Origin of the sequence: Paenibacillus qinlingensis (assembly GCF_013204845.1) — a bacterium.
Taxonomy (GTDB): domain Bacteria; phylum Bacillota; class Bacilli; order Paenibacillales; family NBRC-103111; genus Paenibacillus_E; species Paenibacillus_E qinlingensis.
This window is the reverse complement of the sequence record NZ_JABMKY010000021.1, coordinates 111,593-131,154: the sequence shown is the minus strand read 5'-3', so window position 1 is coordinate 131,154 and position 19,562 is coordinate 111,593. Positions and strand designations below refer to the sequence as shown.

The 19,562-nt window shown below is 46.3% G+C and carries 20 protein-coding genes; 8 read left to right on the top strand and 12 right to left on the bottom strand.

Annotated features, from left to right (window positions below; translation table 11 throughout):
• Positions 1-19 precede the first annotated feature (19 nt).
• Complete coding sequence (locus HQN88_RS28485; protein ID WP_173118888.1) at positions 20-787, bottom strand: MBL fold metallo-hydrolase; 768 nt, start codon at positions 785-787, stop codon at positions 20-22.
• 126 nt (positions 788-913) lie between these two features.
• On the opposite strand from HQN88_RS28485, the gene HQN88_RS28480 reads away from it, so the two are divergent.
• Together HQN88_RS28480 and HQN88_RS28475 are read left to right on the top strand one after the other, a co-directional pair.
• A complete protein-coding gene (locus HQN88_RS28480; protein WP_173118886.1) occupies positions 914-1,354 on the top strand; it encodes an Lrp/AsnC family transcriptional regulator in 441 nt (146 codons plus the stop codon).
• A 42-nt stretch (positions 1,355-1,396) separates the two neighbouring features.
• Positions 1,397-2,380: a bile acid:sodium symporter family protein gene (locus HQN88_RS28475; protein ID WP_173118884.1), complete on the top strand. Its 984-nt coding sequence runs from the start codon at positions 1,397-1,399 to the stop codon at positions 2,378-2,380.
• Between the two features lie 47 nt (positions 2,381-2,427).
• Here HQN88_RS28475 and HQN88_RS28470 read toward each other — a convergent pair whose 3' ends face one another.
• A complete protein-coding gene (locus HQN88_RS28470; RefSeq protein ID WP_173118882.1) occupies positions 2,428-3,066 on the bottom strand; it encodes an SdpI family protein in 639 nt (212 codons plus the stop codon).
• A complete protein-coding gene (locus tag HQN88_RS28465; RefSeq protein ID WP_173118880.1) occupies positions 3,063-3,341 on the bottom strand; it encodes an autorepressor SdpR family transcription factor in 279 nt (92 codons plus the stop codon). Before HQN88_RS28465 ends, HQN88_RS28470 begins: the two co-directional genes overlap by 4 nt.
• Positions 3,342-3,510: 169 nt before the next feature.
• Here HQN88_RS28465 and HQN88_RS28460 point away from each other — a divergent pair, with 169 nt between their 5' ends.
• From HQN88_RS28460 to HQN88_RS28450, 3 genes are all read left to right on the top strand, one after another.
• Positions 3,511-4,851: an MFS transporter gene (locus HQN88_RS28460; RefSeq protein WP_173118878.1), complete on the top strand. Its 1,341-nt coding sequence runs from the start codon at positions 3,511-3,513 to the stop codon at positions 4,849-4,851.
• Between the two features lie 356 nt (positions 4,852-5,207).
• On the top strand, positions 5,208-6,071 hold the full coding sequence (locus tag HQN88_RS28455) for a hypothetical protein (RefSeq protein ID WP_173118876.1): 864 nt from the start codon (positions 5,208-5,210) through the stop codon (positions 6,069-6,071).
• A gap of 15 nt (positions 6,072-6,086) precedes the next feature.
• A complete protein-coding gene (locus tag HQN88_RS28450) occupies positions 6,087-7,208 on the top strand; it encodes a hypothetical protein (protein WP_173118874.1) in 1,122 nt (373 codons plus the stop codon).
• A gap of 55 nt (positions 7,209-7,263) precedes the next feature.
• Here HQN88_RS28450 and HQN88_RS28445 read toward each other — a convergent pair whose 3' ends face one another.
• The 5 genes from HQN88_RS28445 to HQN88_RS28425 all read right to left on the bottom strand — a co-directional run bounded on the left by HQN88_RS28445 (position 7,264) and on the right by HQN88_RS28425 (position 11,500).
• The gene (locus HQN88_RS28445) at positions 7,264-7,806 is read right to left on the bottom strand and encodes a GNAT family N-acetyltransferase (protein ID WP_173118871.1); all 543 of its coding nucleotides are present in this window, start codon (positions 7,804-7,806) and stop codon (positions 7,264-7,266) included.
• A 25-nt stretch (positions 7,807-7,831) separates the two neighbouring features.
• Positions 7,832-8,920 (bottom strand): low temperature requirement protein A, encoded by a 1,089-nt coding sequence (locus HQN88_RS28440; RefSeq protein WP_173118924.1) that lies wholly within the window; start codon positions 8,918-8,920, stop codon positions 7,832-7,834.
• A 64-nt stretch (positions 8,921-8,984) separates the two neighbouring features.
• A complete protein-coding gene (locus HQN88_RS28435; protein WP_173118869.1) occupies positions 8,985-9,518 on the bottom strand; it encodes a P-loop nucleotide/nucleoside kinase family protein in 534 nt (177 codons plus the stop codon).
• A gap of 223 nt (positions 9,519-9,741) precedes the next feature.
• Positions 9,742-10,992 (bottom strand): ATP-binding protein, encoded by a 1,251-nt coding sequence (locus HQN88_RS28430; RefSeq protein WP_173118867.1) that lies wholly within the window; start codon positions 10,990-10,992, stop codon positions 9,742-9,744.
• Between the two features lie 82 nt (positions 10,993-11,074).
• Complete coding sequence (locus HQN88_RS28425; protein WP_173118865.1) at positions 11,075-11,500, bottom strand: GTP pyrophosphokinase; 426 nt, start codon at positions 11,498-11,500, stop codon at positions 11,075-11,077.
• A gap of 128 nt (positions 11,501-11,628) precedes the next feature.
• Here HQN88_RS28425 and HQN88_RS28420 point away from each other — a divergent pair, with 128 nt between their 5' ends.
• The 3 genes from HQN88_RS28420 (at position 11,629) to HQN88_RS28410 (ending at position 14,335) form a co-directional block, all read left to right on the top strand.
• Positions 11,629-12,501, top strand: a complete 873-nt coding sequence (locus tag HQN88_RS28420) for a pentapeptide repeat-containing protein (protein ID WP_173118863.1) — start codon at positions 11,629-11,631, stop codon at positions 12,499-12,501.
• A 341-nt stretch (positions 12,502-12,842) separates the two neighbouring features.
• Entirely contained in the window at positions 12,843-13,571 is a 729-nt protein-coding gene (locus HQN88_RS28415; RefSeq protein ID WP_173118861.1) for a hypothetical protein, read from the top strand.
• A 185-nt stretch (positions 13,572-13,756) separates the two neighbouring features.
• Positions 13,757-14,335: a hypothetical protein gene (locus tag HQN88_RS28410; protein WP_173118859.1), complete on the top strand. Its 579-nt coding sequence runs from the start codon at positions 13,757-13,759 to the stop codon at positions 14,333-14,335.
• A gap of 63 nt (positions 14,336-14,398) precedes the next feature.
• Here HQN88_RS28410 and HQN88_RS28405 read toward each other — a convergent pair whose 3' ends face one another.
• From HQN88_RS28405 to HQN88_RS28390, 4 genes are all read right to left on the bottom strand, one after another.
• The gene (locus tag HQN88_RS28405; RefSeq protein ID WP_173118857.1) at positions 14,399-14,920 is read right to left on the bottom strand and encodes a YbjN domain-containing protein; all 522 of its coding nucleotides are present in this window, start codon (positions 14,918-14,920) and stop codon (positions 14,399-14,401) included.
• A 14-nt stretch (positions 14,921-14,934) separates the two neighbouring features.
• On the bottom strand, positions 14,935-16,977 hold the full coding sequence (locus tag HQN88_RS28400) for a hypothetical protein (protein ID WP_173118855.1): 2,043 nt from the start codon (positions 16,975-16,977) through the stop codon (positions 14,935-14,937).
• 43 nt (positions 16,978-17,020) lie between these two features.
• Positions 17,021-17,983 carry an eCIS core domain-containing protein gene (locus HQN88_RS37885; protein ID WP_173118852.1) on the bottom strand — a complete coding sequence of 321 codons (963 nt, stop codon included), beginning with the start codon at positions 17,981-17,983 and terminating at the stop codon, positions 17,021-17,023.
• Between the two features lie 134 nt (positions 17,984-18,117).
• On the bottom strand, positions 18,118-19,551 hold the full coding sequence (locus HQN88_RS28390; RefSeq protein WP_173118850.1) for a PP2C family protein-serine/threonine phosphatase: 1,434 nt from the start codon (positions 19,549-19,551) through the stop codon (positions 18,118-18,120).
• Positions 19,552-19,562 lie beyond the last annotated feature (11 nt).

Here is a 19,562-nt window from a genome sequence, read left to right as displayed (position 1 = left end):
GATGAGTGTGCTTTTTACTTTATTCTCTAGTTGCGGAACGAGTCACCCAAGCCCCATCCTCCGGAATCACAACCTGCTCCAACAGCTCTTCTAGTACCAATCTATCCCGCAAATCCGCCCGCGTTACATGACAATGGTTGATCGCATCCATATGCACGGCAACGATTTTAGTGAAGGGTGCGTATCGGCACAGGCTTACAACATCGTTCCCATCCATGGTGATAGGATCCTCCACTTCAAACTGTGCACCTCCCGCATTGACAACTGTCCAGTCTGGCAGATGTCTTTCCAAGGCTTGTTGTACGTCTTCACACCAAATCGTATCCCCTGCGAGATATAGTGTCGGCTCGTTATCCGCTTTGAAAACAAAACCCGAAACCTGCCCCATCAACTTCCCAATCTCCCCAGTCCCATGCTGACCACCTGTCCGGTACAAGGTTACTCCCTGTAGGGTAAGTGACTCCTGAATGGCCGTTACGGACGTAAAACCCGCAGCAGTAAAAGATCCCTCATCCCCTGGTTGGCACAGGATAGGCGTTGTTTTCGGCACTGTTTCCGCAGCTGCTCCATCCCAATGATCTCCATGCAGATGGGTCACGATAATTACGTCTGGTTGACCTATTTCCGCTAACGGAAATGGCAGAGGCACAAGTGGATTCCGTCTAGGATTGGCGGTATTCACGATTGGCGGATTGACTCCCGCGTCACTAAACATCGGATCAATTAGACATGTTAGTCCAGCATATTCCAGCCAAAGTGTGGCATGGCGAATGAATTGAATGTTCATTTTCAAAGCACCTCTTATCTTCTAATTGTGGTTCTGCTACAATTGTAAAATAATTAACCTGTTTCCCATACAATCTGGTGAAAAGAAGTAACGGTTTTCCATTTCATTGTGAAAGGAATTCATCGCGTGCCAAGCAACCAACCCAACCAATCGATCGATGAGATCGATTTACGTATCTTACAGCACTTGCTGCAAGATGCCACTCAGTCGCACAAAACCATTGGTCAACAGGTTCACTTAACAGGCCAAGCTGTTGGTGCACGAATACGTAAGCTCCAGGATCTCGGCATCATTACGGGTTACACCGTAAACTGGAATCCCGAAAAAATAGGGCAAGTCGTGCATGCGTTTATTGTTGTTTTCATGAAATCTAACACGGCTCATCAAGCTTTCCTCACTTATATTCAACATCAAGAGAGTGTTATAGAGACGCACCGCGTCAGTGGCGAAGGCTGCTACTGGATGCGAGTTCGCGTTCATACGCCCCTAGAATTAAATGCATTCCTTGATGAACTTCTCACCTATGGTAATTACAAAGTCAGTCTTTCCATCGGTCAAGTCAAATAGCTGCCTGCGCTTCAAGCTGGTCACGAAAGGATGTTCACCTAGATGCTGCCTCAATTGAATCGTCAATTAGAAAAGATTTTGCCGCTCATCACACCCATCAGTGTCCTTATCGGGGTTCTGCTCGGAAGCCACTTATCTGGATTCACCTATTTGTCTCCATGGCTGTTTGCCTTCATGACCTTTTCAGGGAGCATCGCTTCGAGCTTCAAAGAGTTCATCAAGGTCGTCGTTCAACCGCTGCCTCTACTCACTACCTTGCTCATTTTGCATGTCGGGATGCCGCTGATCGCACTCGGACTCGGTCATGCTGTCTATAGTCACGAACCACTGACAATTACGGGACTTATTTTGGCCGCAGCGATTCCAACAGGGATTACAAGCTTCGTGTGGGTAGCGATTTATCGCGGTAATATCGTGCTGACGCTTTCGATTATCCTGATGGATACGATCCTCTCACCTTTCGTCGTGCCGTATACGCTCTCTGTGTTGGTTGGTACCAAAGTGCAGCTTGATACGTTTGCGATGATGAAAGGCTTGTTCTTCATGATCGTCGTTCCTTCTCTTATTGGGATGGGGCTGAATCAATGGACGCGGGGGAAAATTAAGGAGCAATGGGGAGGCCGGTTAGGTCCTTTTTCTAAAATATTTATGGGGGTCGTCGTTGCTATTAACAGCTCCGTCATCGCTCCGTATTTGCGTGACTTCAACGCGAAGCTGCTTGGTTTAGCGGGCTTTGTGCTTATCGTGGCCTCGCTTGGCTACATGATCGGTTGGCTTGTCGCTAGATTGTTCCGCTGGGAGCAAGATGTCGTGGTTGCCCTTACTTTTAACAGCGGTATGCGTAATATTAGTGCGGGCGCGGTACTCGCTGTAGCTTATTTCCCGCCACCCGTGGCGATTCCTGTCGTGCTTGGCATGCTGTTCCAACAATCACTTGCTTCGCTCTTCGGCTTTCTACTAAATCGCAAGTATGCGTTAAAAAGCGAGACGTCCAGCTTAACTGTTAATGGTGTTAAACAAATGTGAAAAAAAAGACTGCTCAGCTTTCGCTGGGCAGTCTTCGTCTTACCTATTTACTTCGAGAGACGATTAAATATCACATAGGAATAAATGACGGGAATGAAAGAACTGATAACAATGGCTGCAATGAAGATGGTGATGGCGATTGAGGACATTAAGAACGCAGCGATAAACGAAATGACGCCTCCGACCATCATCAACGGACCACCCAAACGATGCGTTTTCCTCCAAATCTCTTCATTTGCGAGCGTCCACGGTGTCCGAATGCCGAACGTATAGTTGGGCTTCACTTGCGTTAGAAAGTTCCCCATCACAGCAAACAACACGCCTAGCAAAATCATCGTCAATTTCTTAAAGTCCAAGCTGTAGCCCAGGTTAAAGGAAATGATCGCCCAACCAACGATGGCTAAAAGGATCGTAACCCCGAACCGCGTCACCTCAAAAGCTGCAGGAAATTTCTCGAAATTCGCTTTCTTCGGATCGATCGCTCTCATAGCCCGCATGAATAGCGGCAATAGACCCAGCAACACCAACATGAGCAGCGACATTTCTTTGCTCATCGTCCCGTTCACTTCATTATTCACGCCAAAATGGCTCGCCATCGTGTCCGGAAGACGGTTATACAGAATGAAGCCCCCTAACGCTGGGGAAAGGCTAATCACAAGTAACAAGATTTCCTTCCATTTTTTCATGACGATTCCTCCTTATCTTTTTTGTTAAGTATGTTAAACATCCATCCCATAACGTCTTCAACAACCGTGGTGTGCAAGGTATACAAAATATGTTGTCCTTGACGTTCATCCATAACAAGTCCTGCCTGTTTAAGCAGGTTTAAATGATGCGATATGCTCGGTTTACTAATCTTGAAATGATCAGCAATATCACCAGCATTCATACTTTTTTCTCGCAGCAGTTGCAATATTTCACGACGAGTCGGGTCCGCCAGTGCTTTAAATGCCTCATTCAAATGGAAGCTCCTCCTTATTTAGATATTTATCTAAATGTATAATAAAATAGTACCTCCATTTTGCTCTCCTGTCAATTGGCATGTGTCTTCATCTGCTTTGGCTATTAGACGATGTAGGTTTATAATATAGAAACCATACATACTTCTCGCTCAGACAGGATGGATCTACATGAACGATAAAATAGTAATGCCCGTTTGGACAATCGGTTTGTTCATTGTGGTGATGAATACGACGATGTTCAACGTCTCGATTCCCAGTATTATTCAAGATCTGAGCATTACGGCTGATCTCGGTTCTTGGGTCATCTCCAGTTATTCCATTGGTTATGCCTTATCTACGGTTATCTACAGTAGGCTCTCGGATGTGGTCCAGATACGCAAACTCCTCACCGTAGGGCTTATGATACTTGGACTCTCCTCTGTATTTGGACTGTTCGCAAGGGAGTTCCACACCCTGTTGGCTGCACGTATCCTTCAATCCGCAGGTGCAGGGGTGATGGCTGGACTTGGACTGGTTCTCGCCAGCCGCTACATCCCGATTGAACGAAGAGGCTCGGCGATTGCGATGATTTCCGCTGGGAGCGCGATGGCCTTCGGGCTCGGCCCGATTGTTGGCGGCATCATCAGCGAATATTGGGGCTGGAATGGGTTGTTCGCCATTACCTGCCTAGTCTTAGTCATTCTCCCTGTTCTCTTGCGCTTGCTTCCCATAGAACAGCCTGTTCCTTTTCGATTTGACATGCTGGGAGCACTAATGACGGTCGTTAATGCCGCAACCTTGCTACTCGCGGTCACGCAGATTTCTGGCCTCTGGCTTGCCATTAGTGGCCTCTCCTTTGGTGTACATGTGTGGCACCTGAGACGATCAAGCAACACGTTCATTAATCCGTTATTATTGGTGAATCCAGCATTTCGGAAGCTTGTAGTGATTGGGTTCTGCATCCTAGTCCTGAACCTTGGCAATTTATTTCTCATGCCACTCGTTCTTGCCAAGGTGTTCCATCAGTCCGCAATGACCATCGGTTTAACGATTGCACCAGGAGCAATTCTGTCTGCGTTCCTAACCCGCTTCGTCGGCCGCTGGATCGACCAGTTTGGCAATCTGCGATTTCTGCTCATCGGCCACGGAGTTTTATCGCTGGTGATGATCGTATTCTCGATGTTGCTTGGTGCTTCACCTTTCGTCGTTATGATCGGCTATCTTTGTTTCTCGCCTGCCTTCTCCGCGACTATTGCATCGTTAAATAATGAGACTTCACGTATCCTGCCGAAGCCCTTAATTGGCTCTGGCATGGGACTTATGCAGCTGATTCAGTTTTTTGGGGGATCCATGTCGGTAGCAATATGCGGCATTCTACTTGAAATTCAACGAAACACCTCACTCCTGCAGTCGTACAAGCATGTTTATGGTTTGTTAATCATCGTTGGGCTTTGCTCATTCGGAATGCTGCTGTGGTATGGGCTGTCGAGGATACGGACGGGTGCCGAGGATGGCTCAGCAGCCAACTAGCGGGGGATACATGCTCCGTGCACCTTATTTGGGGCCGTAATAGGTAAAAATCTTATTATTACATGTAGGTTTTCCATCTATTCTGCGTTTGGTCGAACAATCGCGAAATTTAACTGTAGATTTTCCATCTAAACTCTCTACCCCGTTGAAGAAAGGCACCTTCATTCCATTTTGGGAGTGATGGTGCCTTTTTGAGCGCGGTTCTCGGAAGCAATCCTGCCCTCTTGATTGATCTCATGTACATAAATCTTAACTTACATATCCATACACTTTTTGGCACTTCCGCACAACTTATTATCCATTTTATAGTAGAACATACTAAGTGATTGAAATAGTAATGGAGGAAGTGGCGGACGATGTGGAAAAAGACGATAGCACTAGCGCTAGTCGCTATAGGTTTGCAAGTCAGTCTTGGGGCTTCTTCAGGAAACGCTTATGAATATGAAGATACACCAACGGAAGTCGCAGACGGGATCCATATCCCCAGAGAGTTAACATTGCTTGAGGACATTCCCTATTATGTCATTCCGAATGCCCTGTTGAACAAAGCCGAAGGGTCCCTCTCCCCACAAACCGTTCAGGTTATTGAAGCCGAAAACAACTGGTCAGGCGCATGGAATTGGTGGAAAATTCATACCGACGTCGGAGATCGATGGATTAAAACGGCTCCTTGGCAATTCGATACCCCGCCGCCAAAGACAATTAGTTTGATGACCGAGACTCCTTTATATGCGAAGCCATCAGAAAAAAGCCAGCCTACAGCAGCCCTTTCCCCACAAGATGTCCAAGTGGTTGATGCAGAAAAAGGTTGGTTCAGGAATAGCTCTGGAACAGGCGAAGTTTACAATCCGAAAAAGTGGCTGAAAATCCACACAACCTGGTTAGGAGATCAATGGATTCACTTGAATCTAGATCAGATTGGTTCTTTCCATCTCGCAGATCAAATAAGCTATTATTCCAATGTCTACTATAACCTTAAGCCTCAATTTGATTACCAAACCTATCAAACAGATGGAACTCTTTCGAAGCAGTTTGCGCATGTGACCGGTAAATTTCGCACTTTGCTCGGCACCTATTATCAGATTACAACAGGGGATGGTGTGAGATGGGCATTAGGTGCCGGACAACCGATCGTATCCGAAACCAAGATCATTAAACGAACACATCCAAGTACGTTGCATACGTATCCTTCCTCCCAATATGAGGATGAGCCAAAGTAAATCCTAAATGGGGATTTGCCTGTCTTTGAGAAAACGTATAACGAGTACATCACGAACTATGGTTATGACGGTGATTGGTATCACGTTCGTACCGCGCAAGGTGAAGGTTGGTTTAATCCTAAGTTTGCCGAACCTGAAGATGCAGTAGATGAGACCGCGGCGATACAGCTTAACTCACCCGTCACGACGCTTTTTCGATATCCAAACACAGGAATTATACTCAATCATGGACAGATTGGCCCGCAAACTATCCACCCCTTAGCTGCTTGGACCGACCCGAATGGTATCCGTTGGTACCAGATTAACTCTTTCGTAGGGAAATCTTGGATTCATCTAGAGCCCTTTCAAGATAGGGTGATCCTCAAGGATCGCGAATCAGATATTGTCATTACAAGTGCTACTTCCTATCAAGGGGCTTTCTATCAAAATGAGAAAGGTGCCTATACCGAAGGTAATGAATCTATCGGATACGACGACAAGCAAGGTGAACCTTTCTTAGATACTGCCTTTCTAGCGCGTATGTATCATTTCGATCTAACAGGTCCAGATGTCGCGGGCTGGTGGACACTAAAGAACGATACCGGTTATGCTTTTCAAATAAAAACAGGCGAACTTCAGGTTAAAACCCTATGGAATGGTAAACTAGCTAAACAATTAAAACTTGCATCTTCCCCTGATTTCTCTAAGGATCAAGGCTCTCCCTACCTCAGTCTAACCGATATAAGGACTTTGTTTGGGGCAACGACGAGTGTCACCAGGGGCTATAATAATAACAAGGTTGTCACTTTAAGTGCTCAGATGTATAAGATGAAAGATGATTTGCAACTGCCATCTATTGCTGTTGATACTTTTTTTCATATGTCCGGTCTTATCTATGAAAATCGTTACCTAGAGTATAATAGCATCACTCCAGCCTTACAAATCACGGTTAAAAACCGAGATTTGGGCGAAACAGCCACAACCGAACATGGTGCCGAGATGAAATTCCTTTATGACTTGAGCTACAATAATGGACTCTATGACCTTTCATTGGACCATCCACTTCAGCTAGGGATGAATCATTTGACGATTAGTTTCCACGTGGGTGAACGAATTATCTTGCAGCGCGATTGGGATATCATGAATACGGCGAAATAGCCATATGTACAAGAAAGCAGGTTGCCGAGGCAACCTGCTTCTTCGTTCCTTACGATTAACCACGCCTCCACTCACGCTTTAGCATGCCATACACAATGAGGTCGATATAATGATCATTCAGCCAGGCAGCATCCCGAATCTGCCCTTCTCTCGTAAACCCTAATTTCTCCGGAATGGCTCGGCTTTTGAAGTTAGTATCTCCACATCTAATTTCGACTCGGTTTAGGCCCAATTCGTTGAACGAATAGTCCACAAGCCATTGGCAGGCTCGCGTCATGATACCATGACCTTGAAAGCCTTCTCCTAACCAGTAACCCAGACTGGCACTGTGATTGACCCAACTGATCGGGTGAAATCCGACACAGCCTGCAAACTCATCTTTGAACCAAATGCCGGCATTGAAGCCATTATTGGCTGCTTCTTGATGCTGACAGTGCTGGATAAAAGCTCTTGAATGATCGCTATTCTGCGTGGCATCCACCCAAGGCAACCATTCTCTCAGGTAATCTCGACAGCTGTCGGTTAATGCAAAAAGGGCTTCGGCATCCTTCGGCTCAAGCGATTTAAGTGTAAGATCAGCATCCAGTTCAATGCGCATATCTTCTTCCCCTCCAGGTGATTTCTCAAGTCGTTCCCTTCGCATAAACAGCAAAAAATAACATCATTTCTCCGATAATTACGTAATTCGGCATGTCGAACATCAGATCTAAGCCTAGAAATAAAGCTAGCAGCCCTAAAAATACGGCAAGATGCGCTATCTTTAATCGTTGATGTGCATGTCTATACTTATGAAAGACCAAGGATGTTGAGAAAAAGTATAGGAGCACGGAACCGAAAATAAAACTTAACATAAATCCATAATTCAACTGATCCAAGAATAACAACTGAATCGATGCAGCCATCATACACAAGGATAAATAGATGAATAAATGGCCATAGATGATGGTTTGCCCCGCCGTTTCTAAGGCTTTGTTCACTTTCTTTTCGACATTCTCGAAATATTGCCACCACATCGCAATGATGAGTAGAAAGGTGAGCGATGCGAAAAGTATGGATCGCCAAGTCCAATCACTCGACTGTAAGACAGTCAAAATGCTTATGACCGATTCCCCAAGCAGAATCAGCGTAAATAACGAGAAACGCTCTAATAAATGATGCGTATTAATTGGGCTTCTCACCAAGTATTTCCGACCCCATAGGGGGAGCAAAATATCCACAATAATGCCCACATACAACACCGCGTAGCGAATCCATGAGTCAAAAAATAGGGAGAGTGCCGATATGGCTAGTCCGATCCAAAAACGGCTGCCTAAATAACGTGCAGTGATCCGTCGATGATCTTCTTCCTTTTTATGTACAGCCAAGTATTGAATCGCCGTCATCGCTCTCAAACCTAAATAACCAATGAGAAAGGGTACAAAATACTGATCAAAGTCGACGGACAAGCTAGCCGTCATAATTAATACGAAAAATAATTGCAGAATGAGAAAAACACGATGCGAGGTACTGTCCCGTCCAAACCGATTGACAAAGAGTGATTGCCCTACCCACGCCCACCAAATTGGAATAAAAATAAGGACGAATTTGCTTAAATACTCCAGCGGGATTGTGCCGTGATGCACATGTACTAAGACATGACTTGCTTTGGAAACAGCCGCTACAAAAAGCAGGTCGTAGAATAGCTCAAGCCAGGTTACTTTTTTCTCTACCATTGCTTTGATGTGATGCAGCCCTGATGCGGGATTGTTCATTGCTTGGCTCCTTTATTCGTTTTCATCATACTTCGGAATTCAGCCTATATTTGTCGTTACTCCGAATGTCATCTACGATTTCATTCAAATTCTCTACTCGGTGTGAGCTTGTATCCTTAACATGCCTCGGTTCTACGCCAGAACTTTCAAATTCATCGATGAGAATCAGGCATCGTTCACCCATTTGATGCTGCGGTAATCTCGTTTGATCCCTTTGCAGAAGCGTCGCTTTATCTGTCCACAAAACAACATAAACAACATTAGTATTTAATGCCATTAACTGCTTGTAAAGCCATCTAGCCTCTTCAGGAAATGTCACATAATCGACAACCACGTCTACACCATGTGTAATAAAATTAGAGGCAAGCCGCCAAATGTTTTGCCATATGAGCGATAACTCTGACTGACTTTCCCATGGTTTCTCTCGACCATTCACGTGCATATGACTAACAGCATCTCCTGAAATATATGCGGAGTTTGGCAAAGCTTTGGCCAAAGCGCGTGCAGTCGTAGATTTCCCTACCCCCGCTGGTCCAGATATTAGATAAACAGTTTGCATGGTTAACTCTCCTTATCACGGGTCTTATGTGCTTCTCGCCTCAGACCTCACGTTCCCTAAAAAAAGCCGTCTCCACGTATTCGAGATGAAAATGAATAATCCTGTAGCTTGAAAAAAGCCACGTCCCTGTGAGGACGCAGCTTTAGCTACACAATCTCATTTGAATACAGGAATAGCCTGAGATACCTCACTAATTCGCAAACTTGTCTCCCCATATTATACATTAAAGAGCTGCCATCAACCATTGACGTTCCTCAGCCCCTACGGCGTGGATCAGGTGCGCTAGCACTTTCTTCTGTTCCGGATTCAATCGCGCGAATACCTTAGGCTCCGCATGGCATAACTCACGAATTGCAGCTTCAAGCTCATCCCGCCGGTTTGCTGCCTCAGGATCACCCGTGAACGTCGGAAATGCCTTCGCTTCTGCAAATTCCTTGATGACAGCATCGGATAATTTCCGAAGATAGGGCTGCCTTTTCTCACTAATGAACGTCCCCAGCTCATCCAATAGATATTGAAACGCATCACTTTTGCGGCTCGCACCGAATGTAAATGACTGCTGTCCGCTCAGATCCTCATGACTGAAATCAAACTGATCAAATAGCTTACTCTGAATATAGACACTATGGTAAAAGGAATCCCCTTTATTGTTAAACGTTGTGGGCTGCTTATGCTGCTCTTTCAACTTGGAGTCGATAAAATACAACTTCGAATATTCATGATTCATGCGATCTTCCCAACGAATATACGTAACTCGAAATTTCGTCTGCGACATCGCATGCACGGATGTGAAGGTTTCCTTTTCCGCAATCAAGCTAGCGTAGTCCAGCGGTTCACCGTCAATACGAATCGAGTATGGCTTATCTGCATGCAATTCCAAAAACCATCCGAATTCTCTGCTCAAAAATGCTAGAAAATCCTCAACCACGAACTCCTTGATAATATTGTTAAACGTGACGGTCGTTCCTCTATCCTTATCCGTTACATCAGGCTTAGTCACATGATAGGCATCCAATTGCTTCGCTTGAATATGAATCTTATACGTATTTTTGAGCAGGAGACCATCCTCGTACGTGGTTTGCCAAATCGCTTCAGAAGCAAAATGGTGAAACGTTAAGCGCCCTATCCCATTTTTCCCATGCATAGCCGAAGTCGTTCTCCCACGCTTATCAGGATCCACACTCTTCTCTGATTCGTAGAAAGGCGTAAACTTTCCTTCTAAATCTTTCAACTTAATCCCATAACCGTTGTCTGCAATTACGATTTGATCCACGCCGTCTAGTATGTTTTTATGAAGGGTTATGTCTACCGCCGTAGCCTCAGCGTCGAAACCGTTCCAAATATATTCGGCAATAGCTTGCAAATAATCAAACTTACGAAGCGCTTTTTCGATACCTTTTGAGGATATTTTTATGTTGTTCATGGCGATCAACCCTTTCTTCATATAGTCAGCCTGTACACATACACTTATCATATTGCAAAAAGCTCATTTCGTATGTCGATTGATGTCCTCTCTATTCAAGTCTTTTTCGACAAAAAAACTGACACCTCAGGTGTCAGCTTCCATATTTCAATTCGGCTATTGCTTTTTTGTACTTATCGATTCGTTCATAGTCTTGTCGGGTAGGTTGTTCAATTCGACTGAGGTCACAATTATCTTCTAAGTCCAGAAGCTTCACAACCGACGCTAATAGATTTACTTTGATCCTCTTAATAAATCCTTCATACGATTCATCTGGTCTTCTAGTAAGGCAATCTAGCGCTTCCAGAATAGGTAGGCTAAAACCTTCTTTTTTCAAATCAAATAGGGTTAGATCCGAATCCTCCACGACATCATGTAAGACCGCAACGATGGATTCCTCCGTTGATTTAGCTCTGCTAGCTAAACGAATTGGATGTAAAATGTAGGGGCTGCCCCCTTTGTCTACCTGACCATCATGGGCCTTCGCTGCGATTAAAATGGCTTTCGTTAATGTGCTCATAGATGTCACCCTCTCACATTGTTCGTGAAATAGCTTTTTCACCAGTTATAGCATAACTCCCTGTTTTTGCATATGGCTGCCGCATTGTATAATGTAAAAATAATAACGAAACAAGGAGATCCTCTTTTATGCTGGAGAATGAAAGCTTTACAGAGATAACAACGGCTAGTAAACGCCAACAAATGCAAGGAGATTGTGAGAATTGCTTTGGTTTATGTTGTGTGGCGCTGCCCTACGCAGCTTCAACAGATTTCGCTAATGATAAGGATGCTGGACAGCCCTGTACGAATCTGCAAACTGACTTTCGTTGTGGTGTTCATACCCAACTTCGTCAGATTGGCTTTCGAGGATGTACCGTGTATGACTGCTTCGGTGCGGGACAGAAGGTTTCTCAGACCACCTTCGGCGGTCAGGACTGGCGGAAAGCACCTGACACCGCGAAGATCATGTTTGAGGTATTTCCTCTGATGCGCCAGCTTCATGAGCTGCTCTGGTATTTGACGGAAGCCTTAACCTTGCCTACGACTGATGAGATTCATAAGGAACTGAGCGACTTACTCGCTGAAACGGAACGCCTCACGGACCTCGATCCCCATAGCTTGACCACGCTGGACATTGCTGCACATCGAGCTGAGGTGAATGTTCTGCTTCTTCAAACGAGCGAACATGTGCGCGAAGCAGCACTGCGCGAGCATGGAGCCCCCAAAGGACGCAGAAAAGCTTACGGGAGAGGCGCCGATCTGATTGGTGCTAATCTCAAAGGTGCTGATCTCAGGGCCAGCAATCTACGAGGTGCCTATTTAATAGCTGCTAATCTGCGAGGAGCTGATCTGCGGAAAGCAGATCTCATCGGTGCTGATCTCAGGGACACCGACCTTCGCGGGGCGGATTTGAGCAACAGTCTGTTTCTTACTCAATTCCAAGTGAATGCCGCCAAAGGCGATAGACACACGATGCTGCCTGCATACTTAACACACCCTGCACACTTCAGTATCGAGTAGGTGTCGTGAGCGCTTTGTGGTGATTAGCTGTAAAACATGCATGTAATTCCGAGATTTCAAGTGTATATTGAAGAATAACTGGATTTTATGAAGCTAATCCAAGACAAATTCACATAAATAACCGAATACGCCGAAATTAACTACAATTTATCCAGCTAATCACTCCGAATCGTTGAAAAGGTGAAATTTAACTGTATTTTTTACAGTTAGCTCGTCAACTAAGACTATAGATATTTAAATACTAATTTTAAGCTGACTTTCAGCATTTATTCGCTATTCTTTCATAATGCCATCGTACAATGACAACGTAGATAAAACTAATAGGAGTGATACATACACGTATGAATATGAAAAAACTAGCAGGCATTTGCATCCTGATCCCCATTCTTTTGGCTGGATGCGGGAATCAATCTGACACACAAAGCGCTGCTGCAAGCACCTCCCAGCCCGGGCAGCAAACGGAGAAAGCAGCAGGGAATGGGCAACAGAACGGTCAACAAAATCGCCCTGCGATGGATCCCGCACAGAGACAACTTTTCAGTACATTCCAAATGCTGACCATGATGGATAAATCAGATGGATTGACCATCACGAAGGAGCAAGCGCAAGCTATGCTGCCTGTCGCTCAGGATATTGTCACGAAGAATGAACTCAGCGACGATAATAAAACCAAGCTGCTGGCAAATTTGACAGATGCTCAGAAAACCTTCCTAACGGATGCAGAAACGCGCATGAGCAATCGGGGTAACGGTGGCAACGGCGGTCCAAACGGCCAAGGCAATGCCGGGCAGAATGGCCAAGGACAAGGCAATCGAAATAGTGGCTCCAACGGTGATGCTAGCAAAACTCAAACGCCAAATGCTTCTGCTACGCCTAAAGCGAACACCACGGATGGGGCAGGCAGTGGACAGCGAGCAGACGGCCAAAAACCGAATGGTGCTGGCGGCGGTAATGCTGGTGGCGGAGGCCAAAATGGTGGCGGCTTCGGTGGCGGCAATCGTCCTGCAGGCGGCCAAATGGGAGACGCTGGTAAACAGTTCGTTGAACTCTTGCAAAACAAGGTGAAATAAGTCGAATATTTCCGAGGAAATGATACAGCCCTGAGTCCTATGGACTCAGGTTTTTTTGTCATTCGCTTACAGAGAATTGGGTCCTCATACATTTGGCATCTCTATCAGCTTTAACCACAGCAATTCTATCTATTAAGCATAGAATAGTTTGGTAAGTATTTCTTAGCCTGATAGGAGATGGCGAGATGATGAATAAACAACGTATCGCAGGAAAATCGAGTAGAATTGTTCGACTTCCGAGAAGTGCAGGCATCCCGAAAATGAAAGCTAATCTGATATACCTTGCTCAACTGAAGAAGCACAACAAACTAGGAAAAGGCCGCTTGTTTCCCAACCAAACAACCATCTCAATCGGTACAGATAACTCTTGGTTCAACGCTCAGGAAATTTCGCGTGAGCCAGGATGGATACCCGTGGTCAACGCCAGCTATGTTTGGCTCTCTGGCAACCTGAACAGTGAGAATGCGGTCATTTCGACACGCTTCTCGCTCTCGCAGCTAAGATCTATTCGAAGTGCTTCCCTCTTGTTATCCATTGACAACTACGCAGTTGTCATCATCAATGGTGCACCTTTGGTCTATGACGCACCACAAAACACCCCTTCTTTCTACAACACGGGGCGCAGCTTCAATATAAGACGATTTTTACGACGCGGCCGCAATGATATTGTCATCATCGCCTTCAACTTTGGTGGACCACGCAGTGTAAGCAATCCTGCCGGTGTGGCAGCAAGACTGGATATTCGCCTCAGCTCGCTACTGTAAATTTATATAAAAAGACCCCCAAACCACAATCTCTTGGTTTGGAGGTCTTTTTGCAGCTCATTGCTACGCTCTTAACGCCTGAATGACCTGCTCTGCTTTCGCTTCACCACTGGCGACCTGCTCGATGTGCTCACCGAACATATCACACATGTATACGAACAGAGTAAGAATCTCTAATACTTCATCACTCTCGAATGTACGCGAAGCTGATAGGCTGTACACATAACGATAGTGGATCTCGCCTTCTTCATTCACGCCAAAGTGACCAATTGGCAAGCGTGTATTAATTTCGAGCAAGAGCGCGGCTACCTCGTTACGAGCATCTGCTTGCAGATGAAATGGCAGTGTGCTGTATATCTGCAGAAGTTGAATCGCGACAATATCCTCATCATCCAATGGCAAAAAGCTAAAATGAAGGAAACGATCTCTTCCTTGGCTATCCTCTTGAAACCCTGCCATCAGCACATGCAGCGGGATCGCTTCGGATTTTTCTAATAGATTCGTGGCTAGCTCGGCCCCATCCAGAATCTCTTTCAATTGCCCTAGTTGCGCCAAATGGCGTGCATGTGCAAGCTCAGTTAACATATCGGTTCAATCTCCTATTCTCTCTTGCCCATTGCTTCAACAATGGCGCCCTTCAGCTTAGCTGGATCACTCTTGAATGTATTCATAGCTTGAATGCTGATACCAGCTGCTTCTACAAAACTCTCTACTTGTCTGTACCGTGTGACGACTGCTAGGTCCGTCTCAACGTAGACAGGCAGCTTACTAAACATATCAAAGATAAGATCTGTATCATGCGCACGTTTTTCAAGCTTCTTCTCGGTTGATTTATCAGCGTTAAAGACTGCCTTAGTAATTCCCCATGCGCCTGCTTTCGATGCGCGATCACGCCCAGCTTGCTTCAGTGTTCTCGCAATTGGCATAGCTGCACCAATACCTGAAGCAACAATTTTCAGCGGCGTACCTACTTGAGCACCTACCCCTGTGAGTGTCGCGATATCACCAGCAATCTTCACAAGCTCAAGCCCAATTTGAATAGCTCCTCGGTCTGTCCGCTTCACGTTAATATTTTTCATTTCTTTCGCTAATTCATATTGCGCGATTTCATCGAGTTGCTGATTAGCCGCTGCTACTTTAACTGGATCACCTGTCGCAATATCATTGTTCAACTGAAGTTTTTTCGCAGCTAGCTTCGCTTTGTCTACTCCTGCATTTCGAGTATACCAGCGTTTTTCTTTGAGAATATCAGCATACTCTGTTTTGCCTTTAAAATCACGTTTCATCGTCGTCATAGCTCTGCGATTTAAGCCAGCCTTGATTACGTCAATCGTTTTCATGGCAATTTTCACACCACTTACAGCAATGCTGACGCCTGGTATTACGCTTAGCAAGCTAGCCGTGCTCGTCTCCATGATTTCCATGATGCCTTTCGCCACTTTGACACCAGATTGCGCAGCTTGGACCGCGTTACTAATGATCTCGAGAACGCCCTTTGCTTTTTCACCTTTATCAAGGCCGCCATTTTCGGAGTACTTACTGTACATTTCGTAAATGGCTTTGACAGCCATAATCGTATTTTTTACTGCGGAGATCGCTTCGGCTACGGTACCCGTATAATCACTGGCAGAGGAAGAATTGCCAATTCCTTTGGTATGCCCTGTTGATTTGGCAGCCTTATCCACTAAACCAGTTCCGCCACTGACCATTTTACCGGTTGATTCGACAATTGACGATCCTGTGCCTGCATACTGCCAACGTTTGTTATGCCCCGTTCGGTTCATATCTCCTGAAACAGAAAGCGTCTCTCGAATAGCGCTCATGATTTGGAAAGGCCCGCTCACAAGATCTGCAGTAGATGCTACTGCACCCATCGTAGCTGACTGCTGAGCCGTTCCTTCATCTTTCGTTTTATCGTAGGATTCTTTAAAATCATCGGAACGTTTACCGAAGCTGTCGGAGAAAGTTCCGCCAACGCCTGAAGTCATGTCTGCATTATCCTTGGTATCGTCACCGGTCGGATGCAAAGTAGAAGCAGAAGGCACAATTGGGGTCACCACAGTTGGAGCTGGTGTTTGAGTAGTCCCCGTTGGTGCAACCACCGTTGTTGGCGTTGGTGTCTGAGTAGTTCCCGTTGGCGCAACCACCGTTGTTGGCGTTGGTGTCTGAGTAGTTCCCGTTGGCGCAACCACCGTTGTTGGCGTTGGTGTCTGGCTCGTTCCCGTTGGTGCAACCACCGTTGTTGGCGTTGGTGTCTGGGTCGTTCCCGTTGGCGCAACCACCGTTGTTGGCGTTGATGTCTGGGTCGTTGCCTGCGGTTGCGGTGCTACCGTAGTAGGCGTAGGTGACATAGGCCTTGGCGGGAGGGCTGTACCTGACCTGCGGCGATGGAAGGCCACTGTCGGTGCCACGGTGGGCACTGGCACTGGCACTGGTGCCACCGTATTATTACGCTGAATGAGCTGATTCGCATAAGCCTGTGTTGCACGGTTACCGACCGTACGCTGCATCTGCATAAAGATGTTTGTCCCCATAGGTGACATTTGCGTGGCACTCGTACTTGTCGGAGCCGATAGCGATTGCTGCGTTTGCTGATGCGAGGGGCTCACTGGTTTGGTCTGGCCTTGTTTTCCTTGGGGCATCTCTACTAAGCTCCTTCATGTTATATATTCTTGCTTGATTGCTTTACTTACCGCCTCGCTGTTGAACAACATGGGTTAATTCATGACCAAGCAGTTCTTGCCCCTCGCGTGAATCTGGATTGTATCGGCCTTCCCTGAAGAACACATCATTTCCCGTAGCAAAAGCTTCCGCGCCTAAAGATCTATTAATCTTCGATGACTCTGAATCATTATGTATATTTACGTTGCTGAAATCAGTCTTGAACGCCGACTCCATCTTCGCTTGAATGCTTGAATCCATTTTACTGCCGCTGCCTTGTTTCGCTTTAATCTGCGATTCAATCCCTTCACCGGCTTCAAAGCCCCCTTCGGACGACGACTTCATCTGCAGCTCTTCGTCTTCCGACTCGCCGCCTTCGGACCGCTGAATCAACTCGGAGGATGGCTTCATCTGCAACTCCTCGTCTTCTGACTCGCCGCCTTCTGAACGCTGAATCGACTCGGAGGATGGCTTCATCTGCAGCTCCTCATCTTCTGACTCGCCGCCTTCGGACCGCTGAATCGACTCGGAGGATGGCTTCATCTGCAACTCCTCGTCTTCTGACTCGCCGCCTTCTGAGCGCTGAATCGACTCGGAGGATGGCTTCATCTGCAGCTCTTCGTCTTCCGACTCGCCGCCTTCTGAGCGCTGAATCGACTCGGAGGATGGCTTCATCTGTAGCTCCTCATCTTCCGACTCGCCGCCTTCTGAGCGCTGAACATCTGGTTTTGAAGTGCCGCCGCTCTCCGAAGCAGCAATATGGTCCGCTGCTTGTTTCCCCATCTGATCTGCTTCCTGTTCATACGCATCACCAGCTGGCCCAACGGTCATTTTGGTCTGAATATTCAACATATTGCCCACAGCGCGATTGCCGATTGCGCGTTGAATGTTCATCAGATCGGAGGATACGGGAGAATTGCTTTTATTACTTTTCTGATTCGTATGCAAAGAAGAATCTGGTTGCCGGTTAATATGGGATTTTTGCATGGCATAACCCTCCTAGCGAGCTTTTGATGGATCCATTTATTCAACCCTGATTTGCACTTCTACATGTCCGTTCCGTTAGTAGCAAGAAGTCTGTCAATTAACTATATTATCACAACGCTATAAAGCGGAGTTTACTATGGGATTGCATTGCGATCTATAATGAGCACAGCAATATCATCGGATTGCACGGCACCATCAGCGAACAAATCTACATCTTGCACCATTTGACTAAGCAATTGCTCAGGCTTGCTTGCTTGCTCCTTAACCAATACATCCTTAAGGCGGATAAAGCCATATTGGTTCTGAAGTTGATCTTCAGCCTCCGTAATACCATCCGTAAACACAATAATGCGATCTCCTAGATCTAACATGACCTCATTATCCATATATAGCATGTCGTCCATAACGCCAAGAGGGAGTCCTTTTTTTCCTTTCAGCAGCTCCACTTCACCATTAGCTCTCACGATGTAAGGCGGACAATGACCGCCGTCACTATACAAAAGCTGACCTGTCTCTACGTTTAATACACCGCAAAATATCGTCGCAAACATAGTCGAATCATCCTTATAGAGCTCTTCATTGACAGCCGTCAGCAACTCACCTGGCGTCAACGCCACGGACATCTTTCCTTTGAGCAGCGTCATGGTCACCGCCATGAATAGAGCGGCTGGAATTCCTTTGTCAGAGACATCGCCAAGTACGAAAAACAACCGATTCTCGTCGATACGAAAATAATCATAGAAATCTCCGCCTACCTCGCGTGCGGGTCGAATAGTCGCGTGCGCCTCCGCTTGAATACGAAGAAGCCCCTCATCGCCCACCGTTTCACCCTCAGCATCTGCAGCACGACTCTGCAAACTTAAGCTCTTTCGAGGAAGAAATCCCATTTGAATATCCGTTGCGATACGCAGTTCACTTTCCATGCGTTCCTTAGCTGCTGTCGTGACTTTCAATGCATGTACCGACTTCTCGAGTGCATCGTACAGCATGGCATTTTCTAGCGAAGCCGCTGTTGGCGAAGCGATCGATTCCAGCAACTGCAAATCTCGATCCGTGAACGGTGCATCGCCCCGTTTATTCAACACTTGCAGCACACCAATGATTTTCCCCTTACTGACAAGAGGAACACAGAGCATGTTGCGGGTTGGATAATCGACGCGTTTCGCGACCTTGGACGACCAGCGTTCATCTCGCGCAGCATCGTCAATCTTGACCGACTTCCCTGTCTGAGCGACCCAGCCTGCGATGCCTTCACCGATCTTGAGGCGGATTTCACGTACCTCATCACCTTTGGCCCCAAGCGCAAGATCAAAAAACAATTCGCCCTTTTCCTCATCAACCAAAATAACGGACGAAGCCTCCGCGTTCATGATGCGGGAAGAGGTTTCCATGATTTTGACTAACAAATCCTGTTTGCGAATCGTCGAGTTCACTTCCAAACTCACATCAAAAAGCTGCATTGTCCGCTCAAGCTCCTGCTCTGCTGCTTGACGTTTTCGATTCCCGAGCTGCCACTGGATGACAGCCACAAGACACAGGATAACAAGCACACCTACGACTATTTCCATCCAGCTCAACT